The sequence below is a fragment of the Cobetia sp. cqz5-12 genome (assembly GCF_016495405.1).
Classification (GTDB): Bacteria; Pseudomonadota; Gammaproteobacteria; order Pseudomonadales; family Halomonadaceae; genus Cobetia.
In genome coordinates, this window is record NZ_CP044522.1 from 3,749,096 (window position 1) to 3,767,987 (window position 18,892).

General features: G+C 63.5%; 18 protein-coding genes. 15 read left to right on the plus strand and 3 right to left on the minus strand.

Features of this window, described 5'->3' with window-relative positions:
• The first annotated feature begins 139 nt into the window (after nt 1-139).
• On the plus strand, nt 140-901 hold the full coding sequence (locus F8A90_RS15510; RefSeq protein WP_043332961.1) for a DUF481 domain-containing protein: 762 nt from the start codon (nt 140-142) through the stop codon (nt 899-901).
• Between the two features lie 181 nt (nt 902-1,082).
• On the opposite strand, the gene F8A90_RS15515 is transcribed toward F8A90_RS15510, so the two are convergent.
• A complete protein-coding gene (locus F8A90_RS15515; protein WP_043333076.1) occupies nt 1,083-2,351 on the minus strand; it encodes a malic enzyme-like NAD(P)-binding protein in 1,269 nt (422 codons plus the stop codon).
• Between the two features lie 514 nt (nt 2,352-2,865).
• Nucleotides 2,866-3,078, minus strand: coding sequence for a 50S ribosomal protein L31 (gene rpmE, locus F8A90_RS15520; protein WP_054556509.1), 213 nt, complete (start codon nt 3,076-3,078; stop codon nt 2,866-2,868).
• Between the two features lie 240 nt (nt 3,079-3,318).
• Between rpmE and F8A90_RS15525 the strand changes: the two genes are divergently transcribed.
• From F8A90_RS15525 to tatC, 13 genes are all read left to right on the plus strand, one after another.
• Entirely contained in the window at nt 3,319-5,577 is a 2,259-nt protein-coding gene (locus F8A90_RS15525; RefSeq protein WP_233593360.1) for a primosomal protein N', read from the plus strand.
• 240 nt (nt 5,578-5,817) lie between these two features.
• Nucleotides 5,818-7,503, plus strand: a complete 1,686-nt coding sequence (gene argS / locus F8A90_RS15530) for an arginine--tRNA ligase (RefSeq protein ID WP_200017849.1) — start codon at nt 5,818-5,820, stop codon at nt 7,501-7,503.
• A 3-nt stretch (nt 7,504-7,506) separates the two neighbouring features.
• Nucleotides 7,507-8,160: an SPOR domain-containing protein gene (locus tag F8A90_RS15535; RefSeq protein ID WP_200017850.1), complete on the plus strand. Its 654-nt coding sequence runs from the start codon at nt 7,507-7,509 to the stop codon at nt 8,158-8,160.
• A 332-nt stretch (nt 8,161-8,492) separates the two neighbouring features.
• Complete coding sequence (gene hslV, locus F8A90_RS15540) at nt 8,493-9,014, plus strand: ATP-dependent protease subunit HslV (protein WP_043332970.1); 522 nt, start codon at nt 8,493-8,495, stop codon at nt 9,012-9,014.
• Between the two features lies 1 nt (nt 9,015).
• Nucleotides 9,016-10,341 (plus strand): ATP-dependent protease ATPase subunit HslU, encoded by a 1,326-nt coding sequence (hslU, locus tag F8A90_RS15545; protein WP_043332972.1) that lies wholly within the window; start codon nt 9,016-9,018, stop codon nt 10,339-10,341.
• A 343-nt stretch (nt 10,342-10,684) separates the two neighbouring features.
• A complete protein-coding gene (locus F8A90_RS15550; RefSeq protein ID WP_233593664.1) occupies nt 10,685-11,044 on the plus strand; it encodes a gamma-butyrobetaine hydroxylase-like domain-containing protein in 360 nt (119 codons plus the stop codon).
• A 147-nt stretch (nt 11,045-11,191) separates the two neighbouring features.
• Nucleotides 11,192-11,938, plus strand: a complete 747-nt coding sequence (gene ubiE / locus F8A90_RS15555) for a bifunctional demethylmenaquinone methyltransferase/2-methoxy-6-polyprenyl-1,4-benzoquinol methylase UbiE (RefSeq protein ID WP_043332974.1) — start codon at nt 11,192-11,194, stop codon at nt 11,936-11,938.
• Nucleotides 11,939-11,945: 7 nt separating this feature from the next.
• Nucleotides 11,946-12,614 carry a ubiquinone biosynthesis accessory factor UbiJ gene (locus F8A90_RS15560; protein WP_200017851.1) on the plus strand — a complete coding sequence of 223 codons (669 nt, stop codon included), beginning with the start codon at nt 11,946-11,948 and terminating at the stop codon, nt 12,612-12,614.
• Nucleotides 12,611-14,239: a ubiquinone biosynthesis regulatory protein kinase UbiB gene (gene ubiB, locus F8A90_RS15565; RefSeq protein ID WP_166018631.1), complete on the plus strand. Its 1,629-nt coding sequence runs from the start codon at nt 12,611-12,613 to the stop codon at nt 14,237-14,239. The genes F8A90_RS15560 and ubiB overlap by 4 nt, the downstream gene beginning before the upstream one ends.
• 201 nt (nt 14,240-14,440) lie before the next feature.
• Nucleotides 14,441-14,776 carry a phosphoribosyl-ATP diphosphatase gene (locus tag F8A90_RS15570; RefSeq protein WP_043332980.1) on the plus strand — a complete coding sequence of 112 codons (336 nt, stop codon included), beginning with the start codon at nt 14,441-14,443 and terminating at the stop codon, nt 14,774-14,776.
• A gap of 109 nt (nt 14,777-14,885) precedes the next feature.
• Nucleotides 14,886-15,140: a Sec-independent protein translocase subunit TatA gene (gene tatA, locus F8A90_RS15575; RefSeq protein WP_043332981.1), complete on the plus strand. Its 255-nt coding sequence runs from the start codon at nt 14,886-14,888 to the stop codon at nt 15,138-15,140.
• A 5-nt stretch (nt 15,141-15,145) separates the two neighbouring features.
• Entirely contained in the window at nt 15,146-15,544 is a 399-nt protein-coding gene (gene tatB, locus F8A90_RS15580; protein ID WP_200017852.1) for a Sec-independent protein translocase protein TatB, read from the plus strand.
• Entirely contained in the window at nt 15,544-16,335 is a 792-nt protein-coding gene (gene tatC, locus F8A90_RS15585; RefSeq protein ID WP_166018629.1) for a twin-arginine translocase subunit TatC, read from the plus strand. The genes tatB and tatC overlap by 1 nt, the downstream gene beginning before the upstream one ends.
• Before the next feature lie 189 nt (nt 16,336-16,524).
• Here tatC and elbB read toward each other — a convergent pair whose 3' ends face one another.
• Complete coding sequence (gene elbB, locus F8A90_RS15590; protein WP_200017854.1) at nt 16,525-17,211, minus strand: isoprenoid biosynthesis glyoxalase ElbB; 687 nt, start codon at nt 17,209-17,211, stop codon at nt 16,525-16,527.
• Between the two features lie 653 nt (nt 17,212-17,864).
• Between elbB and hemB the strand changes: the two genes are divergently transcribed.
• A complete protein-coding gene (gene hemB / locus F8A90_RS15595) occupies nt 17,865-18,884 on the plus strand; it encodes a porphobilinogen synthase (RefSeq protein ID WP_200017857.1) in 1,020 nt (339 codons plus the stop codon).
• Nucleotides 18,885-18,892: the final 8 nt, after the last annotated feature.

An 18,892-nucleotide genomic window follows, 5' to 3' on the forward strand; every position in this document is an offset into this window, starting at 1 on the left:
TGAGCACTCGCAAGGCTCCCCCGTATCGCGATCCACTGGTAGCGTCCGTATGACGCGCCAGACCGCCTCGCTCAGCAAGCGTCATCTCGCAGCCACATTGCCGATGATGATGTCATGCCTCAAACATGCCGGAGTTCGCATGCTTCACCCATTGCCCACACTGCGCAGGACCGCGTTTCTGTGCCTGGCCCTGCTTCCCCTCGACACGGCTGTCGCAGACGACCTCTTCTATGCACCGCCACCCGCCAGCGAGGACTCTGAGCCCTTCAGCGGCCAGGCCGAGCTGGGCTTCACCAAACTGTCGGGCAACTCGAACAGCGAGACCCTGTTGGGCAAGACCAGCCTGTCCTGGCACCTGAAACCCTGGACCCACACCTTCCGTGTGGAGGCCAAGCACGTCTCCAGCAGTGGCGAGACCACAACCGACAAATACCTGGTCGGCCAGCGCGAGCGCTATGACCTCAGCGATGATCACTACGCCTTCGGGCTGCTGCGCTGGGAGAAGGAGCGCTTCTCCGGCTACAACCATCAGGTCACCTCCATCGTCGGTGAAGGCATCACGATACTGGATGGCCCCGAGCACAACCTCTCCCTCGAGGCCGGGCCGGGCTATCGCTTCGATGACATCACGGCAGGGGATCACGAGAACTACCTGCTGGGCTATGGCGCGATGGACTACCGCTGGCAGCTGTCCGATACCTCCAAGTTCGAGCAGCAGTTCTCGGCAGAGGCCACGCGCGAGAACGTGATCAGTCGCAGCTATACCGCGCTGACGGTCGCCATCAATGCAAGCCTCGCCCTCAAGCTTTCCCATGAGATCGAGAACAACACCAACCCGCCCGACGAGTCGGATGCCAAGACTGACACCACCACGGCGGCTTCCATCCTCTACAGCTTCTGAGCACAGGCCTGACGCCTGCATGCCCAGACGCCAGTCGCTGGTGGCTCATGGCTCGCGGCTCATGGCTCTAGGCTGAAAGCAGCCACCAACAAAAAGCCCTCGCCGGAAACTCCGACGAGGGCTTTTTCATGTCTTGCGTCGCTCAAGCGACGCCGCCAACCGGCCATCCGACCGCTGACGTTTAACCGTAGACCTGATCCGTGCTGGTCAGCGGGTAGTGCGCCGGGTACGGCTTGCGCGCCACACCGGAATCGATGGCCGCCTGGGCCACGGCTGCCGGCAGACGCTCGAGCAGACGCGAGTCCATCGGCGTCGGGATGATGTAACCCGGGCCGAATTCGAGGCTGTCGATCTCGTAGGCATCCAGTACATCCTGGCTGACCGGCTCACGCGCCAGGTCTTTCAGGGCGTGAACGGCGGCCAGCTTCATCTCTTCATTGATGCGCGTCGCACGCACATCCAGCGCGCCACGGAAGATGAACGGGAAGCCCAGCACATTGTTGACCTGGTTCGGGTAGTCGGAGCGACCTGTCGCCATGATGACGTCCGGGCGTGCTTCGCGAGCGGTATCCGGGTGAATCTCCGGGTCCGGGTTGGAGCAGGCGAAGACGATCGGATTGGCGGACATCTTCTTGAGCTGCTCTGCCTTGAGCAGGTTCGGACCGGACAGACCGACGAAGACGTCGGCGCCATCGATGGCGTCGTCCAGCGTGCGCAGCTCGGTCTCGGTGGCGAACATCGCCTTGTACTGGTTCAGGTCGTCCCGGCCGCTGTGGATCACGCCCTTGCGGTCGAGCATGAAGATGTTCTCGACCTTGGCACCACTGGCCACCAGCAGCTTCATGCAGGCGATGGCGGCAGCGCCGGCGCCCAGGCAGACGATACGCGCGTCTTCCAGCTTCTTGCCGGCGATGTCCAGGGCATTGAGCATGCCGGCCGCGGTGACGATGGCGGTACCGTGCTGATCGTCATGGAAGACCGGGATGTTGCACTGTTCGATCAGCGCCTGTTCGACTTCGAAGCACTCCGGTGCCTTGATGTCTTCCAGGTTGATGCCACCGTAGGTGGTGTGGATGCGACGCACGGTGTCGATGAAGGCCTGCGGACTTTCCGCATCCACTTCGACATCGACGGAGTTGATGCCAGCGAAGCGCTTGAACAGCACGCCCTTGCCTTCCATGACCGGCTTGGAAGCCAGCGGCCCCAGATTGCCCAGGCCAAGGATGGCAGTCCCGTCAGAGATGACGGCGACCAGATTGCCCTTGCCGGTGTACAGGTAGGCATTTTCCGGGTCGGCGGCGATTTCGCGGCACGGCTCGGCAACGCCCGGGCTGTAGGCCAGCGCCAGGTGCTTGGCGGTCTCGGTCGGCTTGGTCAGCTCGATGGAGAGCTTTCCGGGAATCGGTTCGGCGTGATATTGCAGTGCTGCTTTCTTCATGGCATCAGACATGCGTGTCATCCGGTATTTTGGCGGGGGGTTGGCTGCTCAAGAATATAGAAAAAGACACCCCTGAACAACCGACGCAACTTGCTGTTATGCATGACTTTAAAACGTTCGTTTAAAAAATGTTTTAGCCATTCGTCTAACGTTATGGATGCCCTGCCCAGCCATAAACCTTTGCTTATCGCTGACCGTCTCTCGCGCCGATTTCAGCCCGAGATGACGCCACGATTCGCGCAAGATTCTCGATTTTCGACCGCTCACTGACGCAACCCGTCTTTCCGGCGCGCTTGATGCAGAGACAGAGTAGAAAAAGTGCCAAATCGGAAACAATCTTTCCTTTCAGCAACCGCAGCGCAGGGGTGACGTCTTACCAAGGGCATCCCGGACCGGCTGGCGTGGTTGCGGCTCTCTTCAGAGTGGCCTGAATGACAGGCACAAAAAAACCCGCTCGTGAGCGGGTTTTTCGTCCATGGCGCTGCAAGATGCGCAGCGCCATGAAAGCGACAAGCAGCTGAAGGTATCAGCGCTTGATGGCAGCACCGAAACGCTTGTTGAAGCGCTCGACGCGACCACCGGTGGTAGCCTGCTTCTGCTTGCCGGTGTAGAACGGGTGGCACTCGGAGCACACGTCAAGCGCGAAAGTCTGCTTGGAAGTGGTACCGATTTCGTGCTGCGCGCCGCAGGAGCAAGTTGCGGTCTGGCGCTGGTAGTCCGGATGGATACCCTGTTTCATGATGTGTAACCTCAGGTCGCTGTGCACCGCCACCTGATCACTTGCCAGGCACCGTACACGGGTTTTGGATTGAACCGGTCATTCCGCCGTTTCCGACGGAAGGCCGCGCATTTTACCAGTCATCTGCCGCAAGACCAAACTTTGTACCGTTTATTGCGGGCAACACTCTGTAGACTGCGTGCCACGGCATATTCCCGTTTTACTGAACGCCTCATATCACCTCATATCCGGATACCTTGCGTGCCTGACACTACCGACAAGACTGCAACTCACCTGCCGGGACGTGTGCTGGGCATCGCGATCCCCGGCCCGCTGCGCGATCTGTTCGACTATCTGCCATCCCGCCAGCTGCCCCGCCACGGCTGGCAGGTGGGCCTGCGCGTGCGCGTCGAATTCGGGCGTCGCCAGCTGGTCGGGGTGATCGCCGAACTGCGCAGCGACTCAAGCTTCCCCATCGACAAGCTCAAGCCTGTCAGCGAAGTCATCGATGACGAACCGCTCCCGGCCGACTGGTTGTGGATATGTCAGTTTACCGCGCGCTATTACCAGCACTCGCTCGGCGATACCTTCGCCCAGGCGATGCCCTCGCTGCTGCGTCAGGGGCGCGCCCTGGAGGCGCGTACCCGTGAACGCTGGACGCTGACCGACAAAGGGCGCGCCACCGAGCCGGCAAGCCTGGGGCGAGCCACCCGCCAGATCGCGCTGCTGGAGCTGCTCGCGCAGCATCGCCATGGCCTGGTGCACAGCGCCATCACCGCCCAGGGCTTCACCCGCCAGCAGCTGGAGACTCTGCGCGGCCGCGGCTACATCGAATCGCGCGAGGAACCCGTCACCGGCGCCACGCCGGAGCAGGCCAGCAAGGGGGTTCTTGCTGAGCCCAGCCTTGCCCTCAATGATGAACAGGGCCGTGCCCTCTCGCGCCTGCACGACGGTCTGAGTCACTTCTCACCCACGCTGCTGGAAGGCGTGACTGGTTCCGGCAAGACCGAGGTCTACCTGCAGCTGATCGAGGCGGTGCTGGACCGCGGCGGCCAGGCGCTGGTGCTGGTACCCGAGATCGGCCTGACGCCGCAGACACTGGAGCGCTTCCGCAAGCGTTTTCGCGTACCGCAGGTAATGCTGCACTCCGGCGTCAGCGATGGCGAACGTCTCGATGGCTTCGAAGCCGCCCGCAGCGGCCGGGCACGCATCGTGATCGGTACCCGCTCCGCCATCTTCACGCCGATGGCAAGCCTCGGGGTGATCATCGTCGACGAGGAGCACGATGGCTCCTTCAAGCAACAGGACGGGCTGCGCTATCACGCCCGCGATCTGGCGCTGGTGCGCGGCAAGCAGGAAGGCATACCCGTGGTGGTCGGCAGCGCCACGCCGTCTCTGGAAAGCCTGCGCCATGCCCGCGAGGGGCGCTTCACGCATCTGCACCTGCTCAAGCGCGCCGGCCGCAGCCAGCCGGCGCGCCTGCACCCCGTCGACCTGCGCGGCCGCATGACGCTGGGCGGCCTCTCGACCCAGAGTCTGGAGGCCATCGAGAAACGCCTCGCCCAGGGCGATCAGGTACTGGTGTTCATCAATCGACGCGGCTTCGCGCCGACCCTGACCTGCCATGCCTGCGGCTGGATCGCCGAATGTGACAACTGCGACGCACGCATGACCCTGCATCGCCATCCCCCGCAGCTGACCTGCCATCACTGCGAACGCACCCGCCCGCTGCCGGACGCCTGCCCGGCCTGCGGTAGCGGCGACGTTCGTCCGCAGGGCGCGGGCACCGAGCGCACCGAAGAGCTGCTCGGCGAGAAATTCCCCGACGTACCGATACTGCGCATCGACCGCGACAGCACTCAGCGCAAGGACGCCATGAGCGAGGCGCTGGCAGTGATTCGACGCGGCGAGCCCTGCCTGCTGGTCGGCACCCAGATGCTGGCCAAGGGCCACCACTTTCCCCACGTCACCCTGGTGGTGGTGGTCAACGCCGACAGTGGCCTCTATGCCGCCGACTTCCGCGCGCTTGAGCAGTCCGCCCAGCTGCTGGTGCAGGTCGCGGGGCGGGCCGGACGCGCCGAACGCCCCGGTGAGGTACTGATCCAGACCCGCCATCCGGAAGACCCCAACCTGCTGACACTGATCCAGGCCGGCTACCCACAGCTGGCCGGCGAGCTGCTGGAGGAGCGCCGCATCGCGCAATTGCCGCCGTTCAGCCATCTGGCGCTACTGCGCGCCGAGGCCACAGACCAGCAACAGGTCGAACAGTGGCTGTTGAAGGTCGGTGGTGCCCTGCGTCAGCACCTCGAGGCTGCCAATCTCAAGGTGGATTGCCTCGGCCCGGTGCCCGCACCGATGGAGCGTCGCCAGAATCGCTATCACGCCCAATTGCTGTTGCGCTGTGCGAAACGCGGCCCATTGCATGAAGCGGCGGCCTGGCTGGTGACGCTCTGTGAACAGGACCGCGACGCACGCCGCCTGCGCTGGTCGCTGGATGTCGATCCCATCGGCATGGCCTGAGTGATACCCAAGCGGTGTGACAGCCCTCAACGCCACTTGCGATGAACTGACCACTATCCCTGCAGGGCGCGGAATGCGGCGCGATTGATCACGACGGTTTATGCAAACCGCAGGATCGGTGATAATGCCCGCCATCGTGCAGCATCATCCGCACTCCCCCATTGCCCGCAGGCCTGATGCCTGCAACCGCCTGCTGTATGGCACGCGGTGCGACCCGAGCCGTGAAGAGACCGATATTCCATGAAAGAGACGATCATCGAACTGCTGGGCCAGGCCCTGGAAACCCTCAAGGCCGACGGCACCCTGCCCGCCGACGCCAGCCCGCAGATCAAGGTCGACCCGACCAAGGACAAGAGCCACGGCGACTACGCCAGCAACCTGGCGATGATGACGTCCAAGGCCGCCGGCATGAAGCCGCGCGATCTGGCCGAGAAGCTGATCGCGGCGCTGCCGGCCTCCGATGCCGTCTCCAAGGTCGAGATCGCCGGCCCCGGTTTCCTGAACTTCTTCGCTGACACCGGTGCGGTAGCCGACATCGTGCGTCGCGTCTTCAGTGAAAGCGACAGCTTCGGTCACAGCGACGTGGGTGCCGGCGAGAAGGTGCAGGTCGAGTTCGTCTCCGCCAACCCGACCGGCCCGCTGCACGTCGGTCACGGCCGCGGGGCCGCAGTCGGCGACGTGCTGTGCCGCCTGCTGGCCGCCACCGGTCACGACGTCACGCGCGAGTTCTACTACAACGACGCCGGCGCCCAGATCAACAATCTGGCGCTCTCCGTCCAGGCGCGCGCCAAGGGCCTGGGCCCGGATGATGCCAGCTGGCCGGCCGATGGCTATCGCGGTGACTACATCAGAGAACTGGCCGCCTCCTACATGGCCGGCGACACCGTCGAAGCCGATGGCAAGCAGGTGACCGGCGCCGCGGATACCGATGACCTTGAGGCCATCCGCGTCTTCGCCGTCGCCTACCTGCGCCACGAGCAGGATCTGGACCTCAAGGCCTTCGGCGTCGAATTCGATGTCTACTTCCTCGAGTCCTCGCTCTACCGCGACGGCAAGGTCGAGGAGACCGTCAAGCGCCTGGTCGACAACGGCTATACCTATGAAGACGACGGCGCCCTGTGGCTGCGTACCACCGACTTCGGTGATGACAAGGACCGCGTGATGCGCAAGCGTGACGGCGGTTACACCTACTTCCTGCCCGACGTTGCCTACCACCTCGACAAGTGGCAGCGTGGCTTCACCCAGGTCATCAACGAGCAGGGTGCCGATCACCACTCCACCGTGACCCGCGTGCGCGCCGGTCTGCAGGCTCTGCAGGCGGACATTCCCAAGGGCTGGCCGGACTATGTGCTGCACCAGATGGTCACCGTGATGCGCTCCGGCGAGGAAGTGAAGCTGTCCAAGCGTGCCGGCAGCTACGTGACCCTGCGCGACCTGATCGAGGAAGTCGGCCGCGACGCGACCCGCTACTTCCTGGCAGCACGTCGCGCCGACTCCCAGCTGACCTTCGACATCGACCTGGCGCGCTCCCAGTCCAATGACAACCCGGTCTACTACATCCAGTACGCCCATGCCCGCGTGCACAGCGTGCTGCGCAAGGCCAGCCGCGAAGAGAAGCCCTTCGACGAAGCCCTGGCCATGGCGCAGCTCTCCCTGCTGACCAGCGACCAGGAAAAGGCCGTGATGAATCGCATGGCACAGTTCCCGGACGTCGTCGCCCACGCCGCCAAGGTGCGCGAGCCGCAGCAGGTCGCCCAGTACCTGCAGGACCTCTCCTCCGACTTCCATACCTGCTACAACGCGGTGAAGGTGATGGTCGAGGACGACGCGACCCGCAATGCGCGCATGGCGCTGGGTCTGGCGACCGCTCAGGTCATCCGCAACGGCCTGGCCCTGCTGGGTGTCAGCGCTCCCGAGGAGATGTAAGCCATGGCTGCTCGCCGCCCCGCCAACAAGAAGCCCGCCTCCCGTCAGGGGGCGAGCCCCCGTCGGCAACCCGCTGCCAGCCAGAGTCGTGGTCTGCCCGGCTGGCTGTGGGGCATCATCGGTCTGATCGCCGGCTTCGCTCTCGCGCAGTACTTCGAGAAACAGGCCCCGCGTCTGCCGGTCGCGGCCATCGTGCCCAAGGCCAACACGCAGCAGAACGGACAGCAGAACGGGCAGCAGGCCGCCAAACAGGGCAACCAGCAGCAGAAGGAAGCCGCTGAAGAGTCGGCCGGCAACATGCCGACCTTCGAGTTCTACACCCTGCTGCCGGAAACCGAGGTGATCGCGCCCAAGGTGGATGAGTACAAGTCCACGCCGCGTCCGGGCAGCGCCGAGAGCACCAAGAAGTCCGAGGCCTCGCTGACCAACTACATGTTGCAGGCGGCGTCCTTCCGCGAGATGAGCGATGCCAAGAAGCTGGCCGGCAAGCTCAAGGACCTTGGCCTGCTGGCCAAGGTCAGTGACGTCAATGCCTCCGGCGGTACCGTCTGGCACCGGGTGCAGGTCGGCCCCTACAAGGACACCCGCGAGCTCAATCGCGCCCAGGACCTGATGAACACCCAGGGCATCGAGCCCTTGTTGATCAAGCTGCAGTAAGCCAGGCGTGAGCCTTGCGACAGACGGGCCCGCTCATCCCTTGAGCGGGCCCGTTGCATGAGGGCACAGACCAGAGCCGCTCGCCGTCAACGCTGAGTCGCCGATGACTTGAAACCCGTATCGGCGCCCCCATCTACAGCATTCCGGTGAGATATCAGGCCCGCGTGCCGCCCGCCAGGCGGTGCAGGATCGCGGCAAGCAGTGGCAAGCGCCAGGCTGACGATCACCACCCGTTTTACGCGACGAGGCCACGGCCTCGTCTGCCCAGAAATGCCATGCCCGGCCCCGTTCACCTTATTCCAATCGCCGGCATGCTCTCTCAGGAGTTATCCATGACCACGATCGTCTCCGTGCGTCGCAACGGCCAGGTCGCCCTGGCTGGTGACGGCCAGGTATCCCTTGGCAACACCGTCATGAAAGGCAACGCCGCCAAGGTGCGTCGTCTGTATCGCAATCAGGTACTGGCCGGTTTCGCCGGCGGTACCGCCGATGCCTTCACGCTGTTCGAACGCTTCGAAGCGCAGCTCGAGAAGTATCAGGGCCAGTTGGTGAAGTCCGCCGTGGAACTTGCCAAGGAGTGGCGCTCAGACCGCGCCCTGCGCAAGCTGGAGGCCATGCTGGTAGTCGCCGACAAGCATGCCTCCTTGATCATCACCGGCAACGGTGACGTGGTCGAGCCCGAGCACGGCGTGCTGGCCATCGGCTCCGGTGGCAACTACGCCGAGGCCGCTGCCCGCGCCCTGATCGAGAATACCGAGCTTTCCGCCCGCGAGATCACCGAGAAGTCCATCTCCATCGCGGCCGATATCTGCGTCTTCACCAACCACAATGCCATCATCGAGGAGCTGTCCTGAGATGTCCCAGATGACCCCGAAGGAAATCGTCAACGCCCTCGATCAGCACATCGTCGGTCAGCCTGAAGCCAAGCGCGCCGTGGCGGTTGCCATGCGCAACCGCTGGCGCCGCATGCAGCTCGATGACGACCTGCGTCCGGAAGTCACGCCGAAGAACATCCTGATGATCGGCCCGACCGGTGTCGGCAAGACCGAGATCGCTCGTCGTCTGGCCAAGCTGGCCGGCGCGCCCTTCCTCAAGATCGAGGCGACCAAGTTCACCGAGGTCGGCTATGTCGGCCGTGATGTGGAATCCATCATCCGCGACCTGGTCGAGGTCGCGATGAAGCTGGTGCGCGAAGACGCCATGAAGGAAGTGCGCGACAAGGCCGAGGATGCCGCCGAAGAGCGCATCCTCGACGCCCTGCTGCCGCGTGTGCGTGGCGAAGAGTACGACGCTGCCGCCAACAACAGCAGCACGCGCCAGATGTTCCGCAAGAAGCTGCGCGAAGGCCAGCTGGACGACAAGGAAATCGACATCGAGCTGAGCCCGGCCAGCCAGAGTCTCGATTTCGCCACCCCGCCGGGGATGGAAGAGATGACCAGCCAGCTGCAGTCCATGTTCTCCAACATGGGCAAGCAGCAGAAAGAGAGCCGTCGCATCACCGTCAAGGAAGCGCTCAAGCTGGTTCACGAGGAAGAAGCGGCCAGAATGGTCAGCGATGAAGACCTCAAGAGCCGTGCCATCGAGGCCGTCGAACAGAACGGCATCGTCTTCCTGGACGAGATCGACAAGGTCGCCAAGCGTGGCGAATCCGGCAGTGGCGGCGATGTGTCCCGTGAAGGCGTGCAGCGCGATCTGCTGCCGCTGATCGAGGGCTCCACCGTGTCCACCAAGCACGGCATGGTCAAGACCGACCACATCCTGTTCATCGCTTCCGGTGCCTTCCACCTGTCCAAGCCGTCGGACATGATTCCGGAGCTGCAGGGCCGTCTGCCGATCCGTGTCGAGCTCAACGCCCTGACGCCGGAAGACTTCAAGCGCATCCTGACCGAGCCATCCGCCGCCCTGATCCGTCAGTACAAGGCATTGCTGGCGACCGAAGGCGTCGAGCTGAGCTTCGCGGATGACGCCATCGAGCGCATCGCGCAGATCGCCTATCAGGTCAACGAAGGCACCGAGAACATCGGCGCCCGTCGCCTGCACACCGTGATGGAGCGTCTGCTGGAAGAGATCTCCTACGAGGGTGGCGATCAGCCAGGCGAACTCAAGGTCGATGCCGCCTACGTCGATGCCCGCCTGGGTGATCTGGCGCGTGATGAAGACCTGTCGCGCTACATCCTCTGACGACACGCTCACGCGCCTGACAGCCCCTCATGGAAGCCAGACCCGTTCCTGAGGGGACTTCTGACGCCCGATCCGGCTTGGCCCGGATCGGGCGTCAGTGCATCATGCGCACAAGACATATCGACCGGCCAAGCGCCGCGCTCGACGCCTATTGCCTTCGCCATGCCGCCCTGCGCCCACACGCCGCCGCGCGGCATGCAAGCCCGAGGATGCCCCGATGAGCCACGACACCCCCAAGGACGCCGCCGCGTCCCACGACGCTGATACCAGCGGCCAGCAGCGCGACTACCGCCTCAACGAGCGCCATGCCCGCAATGGCGAAGAGGCCCCGGTACCGACACGCGTGCACTACCACAAGTCAGAGCGCGAACTGGAGCTGGGCTACGCCGATGGTCAGAGCTTCCGCCTGAGCACCGAATTCCTGCGCGTGATGTCGCCATCGGCGGAAGTGCGTGGCCACGGTGTCGGCCAGGAAACCCTGCAGGTCGGCATGCGCTACGTCGGACTGGCCAACATCACCCAGAGCGGTCGCTACGCGCTGAAGCTGCACTTCGATGATGGCCATGACAGCGGCCTGTATACCTGGGAATACCTGTGGGAACTGGCCAATCGCCGCGACGCCATGTGGGCCTACTACCTGCGTCAGCTGGAAGAGGCCGGCGCCTCGCGCGAGCCACTGGGCATTCCGCTCAACCAGCTGTAAGCCACTGATGCCAATGGGCACGGCAAGATGTCCGAGTCGACGTCTTGCCAAAAGACAGTCCGCTGGCCAGCGGTTACAATCGAGCCACTGCGAAAGCTCACCATATCGTGCTGACGTCGCCACGGCGGCGTCACAACAGGGGAAGTCATGGACAAGCGTACGACTCACTTCGGTTATCAGGAAGTTGCCGTGGACGAGAAGGCAGGCCGCGTCGCGGATGTCTTCCACAGTGTCGCCGCCAAGTACGACGTGATGAATGACCTGATGTCGTTCGGCATCCACCGTCTGTGGAAGCGCATCACCCTGGAGCGTGCCGGCGCCCGTCCCGGTCAGTCGGTGCTGGACATCGCCGGTGGCACCGGCGACCTGACGCTGAAGTTCTCGCGTCTGGTCGGCCCGAAAGGCCGCGTGGTGCTCGCCGACATCAATGCCTCGATGCTCAACGTCGGCCGCGACAAGCTGCTCGACCGTGGCGTCGGCGGCAACGTCGAATACGTGCAGGCCAATGCCGAGGCCCTGCCCTTCCCGGACAACACCTTCGACATCATCACCATCGCCTTCGGGCTGCGCAACGTCACCGACCAGGCCAAGGCCCTGCGCTCCATGCAGCGCATCCTCAAGCCGGGCGGCCGCCTGCTGGTGCTGGAATTCTCCAAGCCGGTCAATCCGCTGCTCTCCACCGCCTATGACCAGTACAGCTTCCGGCTGCTGCCCAAGATGGGTGAGATGGTCGCCGGCGACGCCGACTCCTACCGCTACCTGGCCGAGTCCATCCGCATGCACCCCGACCAGAAGACATTGGCCGGCATGATGGAAGAGGCCGGTCTCGAGCGCGTCGAGTACACCAACCTGACGGGCGGCATCGTCGCGTTGCACCGCGGTATCAAGCTCTGAGGCTGTCATGGCATTGCTGACCCCCCTGCTGTTGGCGACCGCTGAGCGGACGCTGAATCAGCTGCTCGCTCGCGACCCGGCCTCGACGTCGCGCCTGAATGCACTGGCAGGCCGACGCCTGCTGGTGCGTGTCGAACGCCCCGCCTTCGACCTGCTGGTGCATTTCGACCTGCAGGGCCTGCACCTGTTGCGCCTGCCACAGGCCAACGAGAGCGATGGCGATGTGGTGGTGGAGCTCGACATGGAGACCGCCGCCGCCCTGCTGTCGGGTGAATCCATCGAGCGCCTGATGTTCGAGGGTCGCCTCGCCGTGCGTGGGCGCATCCATCTGCTGGAGAGCGCCCGTGACCTGGTGATGGACCTCGACCTGGACTGGGAAGGCGCGCTCAGTGAATGGTTCGGCGAAGCCCCCGGCCATAGCCTGGCCAGCGGCCTGCGCAGCCTCGGGCGTTTCGGCTTGATCAGCCGCCGCGAGCTGGAGCTGGACCTGCGCGAGTATCTCACCGAGGAAGCGCGCTGGCTGCCCGGTCAGGCGCAGATGCGTGTCGCGCGCGACGAGCTGACCGAGCTGACCCAGTGTCTGGATCGCACCGAAGCGCGTCTGGCGCGGCTGCGCCGTCATCTCGAGGCCGCCACCTCTCCTCAACCTGCCGAGCAGGAGTGCCAGCCGTCGTGAGACTCTATCGCCTGCTGAGCATCCTGTGGGTCATCGCCCGCTACCGCCTCGACGACCTGGTGCCGCCGGGGCGCGTACCGGCTCTGCTGCGCCCGCTGCTCAAGCTGTCGCCGCTGCGACTATTCCCCATCGGCAGACGCACGCGTGGCGAGCGTCTGCGCCTGGCACTCGAGGCCCTCGGCCCGATCTTCATCAAGTTCGGTCAGATGCTTTCGACGCGCCGCGACCTGCTGCCGCCGGACATCGCCGACGAACTCAAGCGCCTGCAGGATCAGGTGCCGCCGTTCGAGAACCAGGTCGCGCGTGAGCTGGTCGAGCAGGAACTCGAGATGTCGGTCGAGGAAGCCTTCGCCGAATTCGAGGCCCAGCCTCTGGCCTCAGCCTCCATCGCCCAGGTCCACGCGGCACGCCTGCACGATGGCTCGGATGTGGTGGTCAAGGTCATCCGCCCGCGCATCGAGGAAGTGATGCGCAAGGACATCGGCCTGCTCTACATGTTCGCGCGCCTGTTGATGAAGGTCTCGCCGGAAGCCCGTCGCCTGCGCCCGGTCGAGGTCGTCGCCGACTACGAGGCGACGCTGTTCGACGAACTCGACATGCACAAGGAGGCCGCCAACACCTCCCAGCTCAAGCGCAATTTCCTCGACTCGCCGCTGCTCTACGTCCCGACCATCCACTGGCCACTGACGCGCCGCCGCGTGATGGTGCAGGAACGCATCCGCGGCATTCCGGTCGCCGATATCGAGGAGCTGACCGCGCAGGGCACCGACCTCAAGAAGCTGGCCGAACGCGGCGTGGAGATCTTCTTCACCCAGGTATTCCGTGACAACTTCTTCCACGCCGACATGCACCCCGGCAACATCTTCGTCTCGCGCGAGAACCCGCACGACCCGCAGTTCATCGCCATCGACTGCGGTATCGTCGGCAGCCTCACCCGCGAGGACCAGGATTATCTGGCCCGCAACCTGCTGGCCTTCTTCCGCCAGGATTACTACGAGGTCGCGGCGCTGCACATCGAGTCCGGCTGGGTCGGCGAAGGCACGCGCGCCAACGAGTTTGCCGCAGCCATCCGCGCCGTCTGCGAGCCGATTCTCGAGAAGCCGCTCAAGGACATCAGTTTCGGCCAGGTACTGCTGGGGCTGTTCCAAACCGCGCGCCGCTTCAACATGGAAGTCCAGCCGCAGCTGGTGTTGCTGCAGAAGACCCTGCTCAACATCGAGGGCCTGGGCCGCCAGCTGTATCCAGACCTCGACCTGTGGGCCACCGCCCGTCCCTATCTGGAGCGCTGGATGAAGGAGCGCGCCGGTCCCAAGGCGTTCTGGGCTGAAATGGTCAAGCAGGCCCCGGAGCTGTCGCATCAGCTGCCGCAGCTGCCGGCGATGGCCTTCCAGGCCATGGAGCGCATCGAGGAAGAGCATCGCGCCCGTCAGCGCCAGACAGAGGCCATCACCACACTGCGCGATCGGGTAAATCACGCCTCAAGCACCAGCTGGCGGCTGCGTGCAGGCCTGCTGCTGGTGGCCGGTGCCTTCGGCTGGCAGCCCCTGATGGCCTGGGCACAGACCCAGCCCGTGGCAGTACTGGTGGGCGCAGGACTGGGAATCGTGTTATTGCTGTGGCGCTAGTCCGCAGACAGGCATGATGGCCTGTCTGGCTAGGCGCGCAACGAAACTTGCCGCTCCATGGGACGCAGTGCAATATGAATGACATATAACACTTGCATCCTGAGTCGCCTGCCCACGCCGTGCCGTTTGCCATGCAGGCGTGCCGTCAGCGCAGAACTCGATGACTTAACGCAAGACCCAAGCTTTCAGGAATGATGATTCATGAGTGATATTCTCAACCGTCTGTCAGTGGTACTGGCAGAACGGCGCGACGCTGACCCGACCTCCTCCTATGTCGCGAGCCTGCATCACAAGGGCCTCAACAAGGTACTGGAGAAGATTGGTGAAGAGGCGACCGAAACCGTACTGGCCGCCAAGGATTTCGCTCACGACGACGTGGACTCGCAGCGTGCCGTGATCGGTGAGACCGCTGACCTGTGGTTCCATTCACTGGTCATGCTGTCGCACCTGGGGCTGGATCATCAGGAAGTGCTGGATGAGCTGGCACGCCGCTTCGGTGTTTCCGGTCATGATGAAAAGGCCGCTCGCGGCCAGTGAAGGACCCGTATTCTTCCGGCGCAAGTCGGCTTTCCGGCAGCGGTGCCAGCACCCTGCAAGTCTCAAGGCCCAATGACCCGGTGTCGGCGGCCCAAATGGAGAATTTCCCATGTTAGGTGGCATCAGTATCTGGCAGCTTCTCATCGTGCTCGGCATCATCATCCTGATCTTCGGGACCAAGAAGCTGCGCAACGTCGGCTCTGATCTCGGCGGTGCCGTGAAGGGCTTCAAGGGCGCGATGAAGGAAGAAGAGAAGAAGAGCGACGAGCCGACTGCCCAGCAGAAGGTCGCGCATGAGGAAAAGCGTGGCGACACCATCGATGTCGAGGCCGAGAGCCGCGATACCGCTGACAAGCGCTCGTAACCCGCATGTTCGATATCGGCTTTTTTGAACTGGCATTGATCGCGCTGCTGGCGCTGATCGTGCTCGGCCCGGAGCGTCTGCCCCGGGCCGCCCGCACTGCGGGTCTGTGGCTGGGACGCATCAAGCGCAGTGTCTCGGGCATTCAGCAGGAAATCAGTGCCCAGCTGGAAGCCGAGGAACTGCGTCAGACGCTCAACGAGCAGAAGAAGCAGCTCGATGAGACGCTCGCTCATGCGCGCAACGAGGCACGCGATGTCGAGCGTGGCATCACCGAATCCAGCACGCCCAGCGATGCAGGCGCTTCCGGCGCTGCCCCCAGCCCCCGTCCTGCCGAGAATGGTGCGCCGGCCACTGAGCCGGGCACTGCTTCCGACACCCGTGAATCACGAGAGCCACGTTCCTGATGAGTGATCCACATGCCTCACCGTCAGGTGGTCAGGGCGACGCCGCACATGCGCCGCTCATTGAGCACCTGATCGAGCTACGCTCGCGCTTGCTGCGCGCCACCCTGGTGGTGCTGGTGGTCTTCGCCGCGCTGTACGGCTTCTCCAACCAGATCTACCTGTATGTCGCCGAACCGCTGATGGCATTGCTGCCACCGGGTTCACAGATGATCGCCACCGAAGTGGCCTCGCCCTTCCTGGCGCCCTTCAAGCTGACATTGGTGGTGGCGCTGTTCCTGGCGATTCCCGCCGTGCTCTATCAGGCCTGGGCGTTCATCGCGCCGGGCCTCTATGAGAACGAGAAGGCATTGGCGCTACCGCTGCTGGCTTCCAGCATCCTGCTGTTCTATGCCGGTGCGGCCTTCGCCTACTATGTCGTCTTCCCGCTCCTGTTCCAGTTCTTCACCACCACGGGCCCCGAGAACGTGGCGATCATGACGGACATCAATCAGTACCTGAATTTCGTCCTCAAGCTGTTCTTCGCCTTCGGGGTGGCCTTCGAGATTCCCATCGCCACCTTCCTGCTGATCTGGACCGGCGCGACCACGGTGGAGGCGCTGAGCAAGAAGCGCCCCTATATCGTGATCGCCTGCTTCGTGGTCGGCATGTTGCTGACACCGCCGGACGTGATCTCGCAGTCGCTGCTGGCGATTCCGATGTGGCTGCTGTTCGAGGTCGGCATTCTGGCCTCGCGCCTCTTCAAGCGTCGGCGTGCAGCCTCAGACGATGAGGCCTCGCAGGAAACGCCCTGAACGTGGCTGCCTGCAATCGTGTATTCGAGAATCCGGGCACCAGAAACAGAGCATCAGAACCAGAGCATCAGAAACAGAAAGCCCCGCCGGTAACCCGGCGGGGCTTTCTGTTTCCAAGGGCTTATGCTTCCAAGGAATTTGCTCACACCAGGCGCGCTCTATCACGACAGACGCACTGGCATGTCGAGATCAGTCCTGCTCGGCGGCGCGCGCCTTGTCGTCCTCGATCCAGCTATCGATACGCTCGACCAGCTTGAAGATGCCCTGGGCCGCTTCGCTGATGCGCTCCGCCAGCAGATAGGCTGGGGTGGTGACGACACGGTTGGCGGCGTCGACGACGATATCCGTCACCTCGCAGCTCTTGTGCAGACCGCCCTGGGCGCTGATCGCCCCGGAAACACTGGCATCGTTGCCGATGGTGACCGAGATGCCCTCACCCAGCAGCTTGGGCACCATCACCGGCGCGATGCACATCACGCCGATCGGCTTGCCGGCCGCATGGAAGGGCTGCACCACTTCCTGCAGGCCCGCGACGAGTTCGAGGTCTTCGCCCTTGACGGCAAAGTCACACAGATTCTTGGCGGCGCCGAAGCCGCCGGGCAGGATCAGCGCATCGAAGTCGTCCGCTGACAGCTCTTCCAGCGGGCGCACCTTGCCACGTGCCAGACGCGCGGACTCGACCAGCACGTTGCGTGTCTCCTCCATCTCGTCGCCAGTGCCGTGATTGATCACGTGATGCTGCGCGATATCCGGTGCAAAGCATTCATAGGCAATGCCCAGCTGATCGAGACGCAGCAGCGTCAGGGTAGTTTCATAGATCTCGGAGCCATCAAAGACACCGCAACCGGAAAGGATCAGGGCTACCTGCTTGGTCATGGGTTACTCCATTGACGATGAGCTGTGCGCGGCGATTGCCGGACAGGTCAGAAAAGACTAATACAAGCGCGTGACTGATTCGAATGCCGAGCCTCATTTCATGCCTAGCATCACGCCAGGCGCGAGACGCTTCAGCGGCAGCGAAGATGCGCGGCCGCCACGCGGCAGACAGTGACAGGCGTGCAGGCGAGGCATGTCACTGCGCATCTCCTCAAGACTATGGGCGGCCCTGGCACAACTCAAGTGCCGCCCCTCGTCCACTCGGATGTCATCAAGACGCTAGTGCCGGTGGCTTGCCGCGGTGTCCGGAGTCGTCTTGCAGCCCCACTACACCCGACCCAGGTGGGCGTGCATGAGGCGCGACACCGCGACACATCTCCTGCGCCTGTGGCCACAAGTCAACGCTGATATACTGGATTGACCCTGCCACAGGGACGACGGCTACCGTCACGGGCTACCCACTTGCAGGCCGCAAGCCAGGCCTTCTCGTCGCCCGACAGACGCCTTGTCGCCATGTTCAGTCCCTGCTGGCACCTCACGTGACTGGCCCTGCCCCATGACCGCTGGCATCACTGTAATATCAATGAAATATTATAGACCTAGACTGCCTGCGACCATCACGGGAGCGGACCACCCGACCCGGAGAGCATTTCTTGAGCCAACGTACCCCGCGCCAGTTTCCTGCGACTCGTATGCGCCGTATGCGCAAGGACGACTTCTCTCGCCGCCTGATGCGTGAAAATCAGCTGACGGCTGATGATCTGATCCTGCCAGTCTTCGTTCTCGAAGGCTCAAAGCGTCGTGAAGCCGTGACCAGCATGCCCGGTGTCGAGCGTCGCTCCATCGATCTACTGGTGGAAGAGTGCCGTGAAGTGCATGCCCTCGGCGTGCCGGCCATCGCGCTGTTCCCGGTGATAGACGCTGAAGCCAAGAGCCTGTTGGCCGAGGAGTCCTACAATGCCAATGGTCTCGTGCAGCGTGCAGTGCGTGCACTCAAGGAAGCCATTCCGACGCTGGGCATCATCACGGATGTCGCGCTCGATCCCTACACCGTTCACGGCCAGGACGGCATTCTCGACGAAGACGGTTACGTGCTCAACGACCGCACTGTTGAGACCTTGATCAAGCAGGCGCTGTCACATGCGGAAGCCGGTGCCGATGTCGTGGCACCTTCCGACATGATGGACGGTCGCATCGGCTCCATCCGTGACATGCTGGAACAGGAAGGCCTGATCAACACGCGCATCATGGCCTACTCGGCCAAGTACGCCTCCAACTATTACGGCCCGTTCCGTGACGCGGTCGGTTCGAGCGGCAATCTGGGCAAGGCCGACAAGCAGACCTACCAGATGGACCCCGCCAACAGCGACGAAGCCCTGCATGAGGTGGCGATGGACATCGCCGAGGGCGCCGACATGGTGATGGTCAAGCCGGGCATGCCCTATCTTGATGTGGTAACGCGCGTGAAGCGCGAGCTGGAAGTGCCGACCTTCGCCTATCAGGTCAGCGGCGAGTACGCCATGCACATGGCCGCTTTCCAGAACGGTTGGCTGGATGCCGACAAGGTCATTCTCGAGTCGCTGATGTGCTTCAAGCGTGCGGGGGCCGACGGCATCCTCACCTATTTTGCTCGCCAGGCGGCCGAATTGCTGGCGCAGAAAAACCGCCTTTGACAACCCCG

Excerpts from the sequence above, each read along its gene's own strand:
- F8A90_RS15510 (WP_043332961.1), top strand. The coding sequence starts at position 140 with ATGCTTCACCCATTGCCCACACTGCGCAGGACCGCGTTTCTGTGCCTG.
- F8A90_RS15515 (WP_043333076.1), bottom strand. The coding sequence starts at position 2,351 with ATGTCTGATGCCATGAAGAAAGCAGCACTGCAATATCACGCCGAACCG.
- ubiE (WP_043332974.1), top strand. The coding sequence starts at position 11,192 with ATGGACAAGCGTACGACTCACTTCGGTTATCAGGAAGTTGCCGTGGAC.
- F8A90_RS15570 (WP_043332980.1), top strand. The coding sequence starts at position 14,441 with ATGAGTGATATTCTCAACCGTCTGTCAGTGGTACTGGCAGAACGGCGC.
- rpmE (WP_054556509.1), bottom strand. The coding sequence starts at position 3,078 with ATGAAACAGGGTATCCATCCGGACTACCAGCGCCAGACCGCAACTTGC.
- tatA (WP_043332981.1), top strand. The coding sequence starts at position 14,886 with ATGTTAGGTGGCATCAGTATCTGGCAGCTTCTCATCGTGCTCGGCATC.
- F8A90_RS15560 (WP_200017851.1), top strand. The coding sequence starts at position 11,946 with ATGGCATTGCTGACCCCCCTGCTGTTGGCGACCGCTGAGCGGACGCTG.
- tatB (WP_200017852.1), top strand. The coding sequence starts at position 15,146 with ATGTTCGATATCGGCTTTTTTGAACTGGCATTGATCGCGCTGCTGGCG.
- hslV (WP_043332970.1), top strand. The coding sequence starts at position 8,493 with ATGACCACGATCGTCTCCGTGCGTCGCAACGGCCAGGTCGCCCTGGCT.
- elbB (WP_200017854.1), bottom strand. The coding sequence starts at position 17,211 with ATGACCAAGCAGGTAGCCCTGATCCTTTCCGGTTGCGGTGTCTTTGAT.
- F8A90_RS15535 (WP_200017850.1), top strand. The coding sequence starts at position 7,507 with ATGGCTGCTCGCCGCCCCGCCAACAAGAAGCCCGCCTCCCGTCAGGGG.
- tatC (WP_166018629.1), top strand. The coding sequence starts at position 15,544 with ATGAGTGATCCACATGCCTCACCGTCAGGTGGTCAGGGCGACGCCGCA.
- argS (WP_200017849.1), top strand. The coding sequence starts at position 5,818 with ATGAAAGAGACGATCATCGAACTGCTGGGCCAGGCCCTGGAAACCCTC.
- hslU (WP_043332972.1), top strand. The coding sequence starts at position 9,016 with ATGTCCCAGATGACCCCGAAGGAAATCGTCAACGCCCTCGATCAGCAC.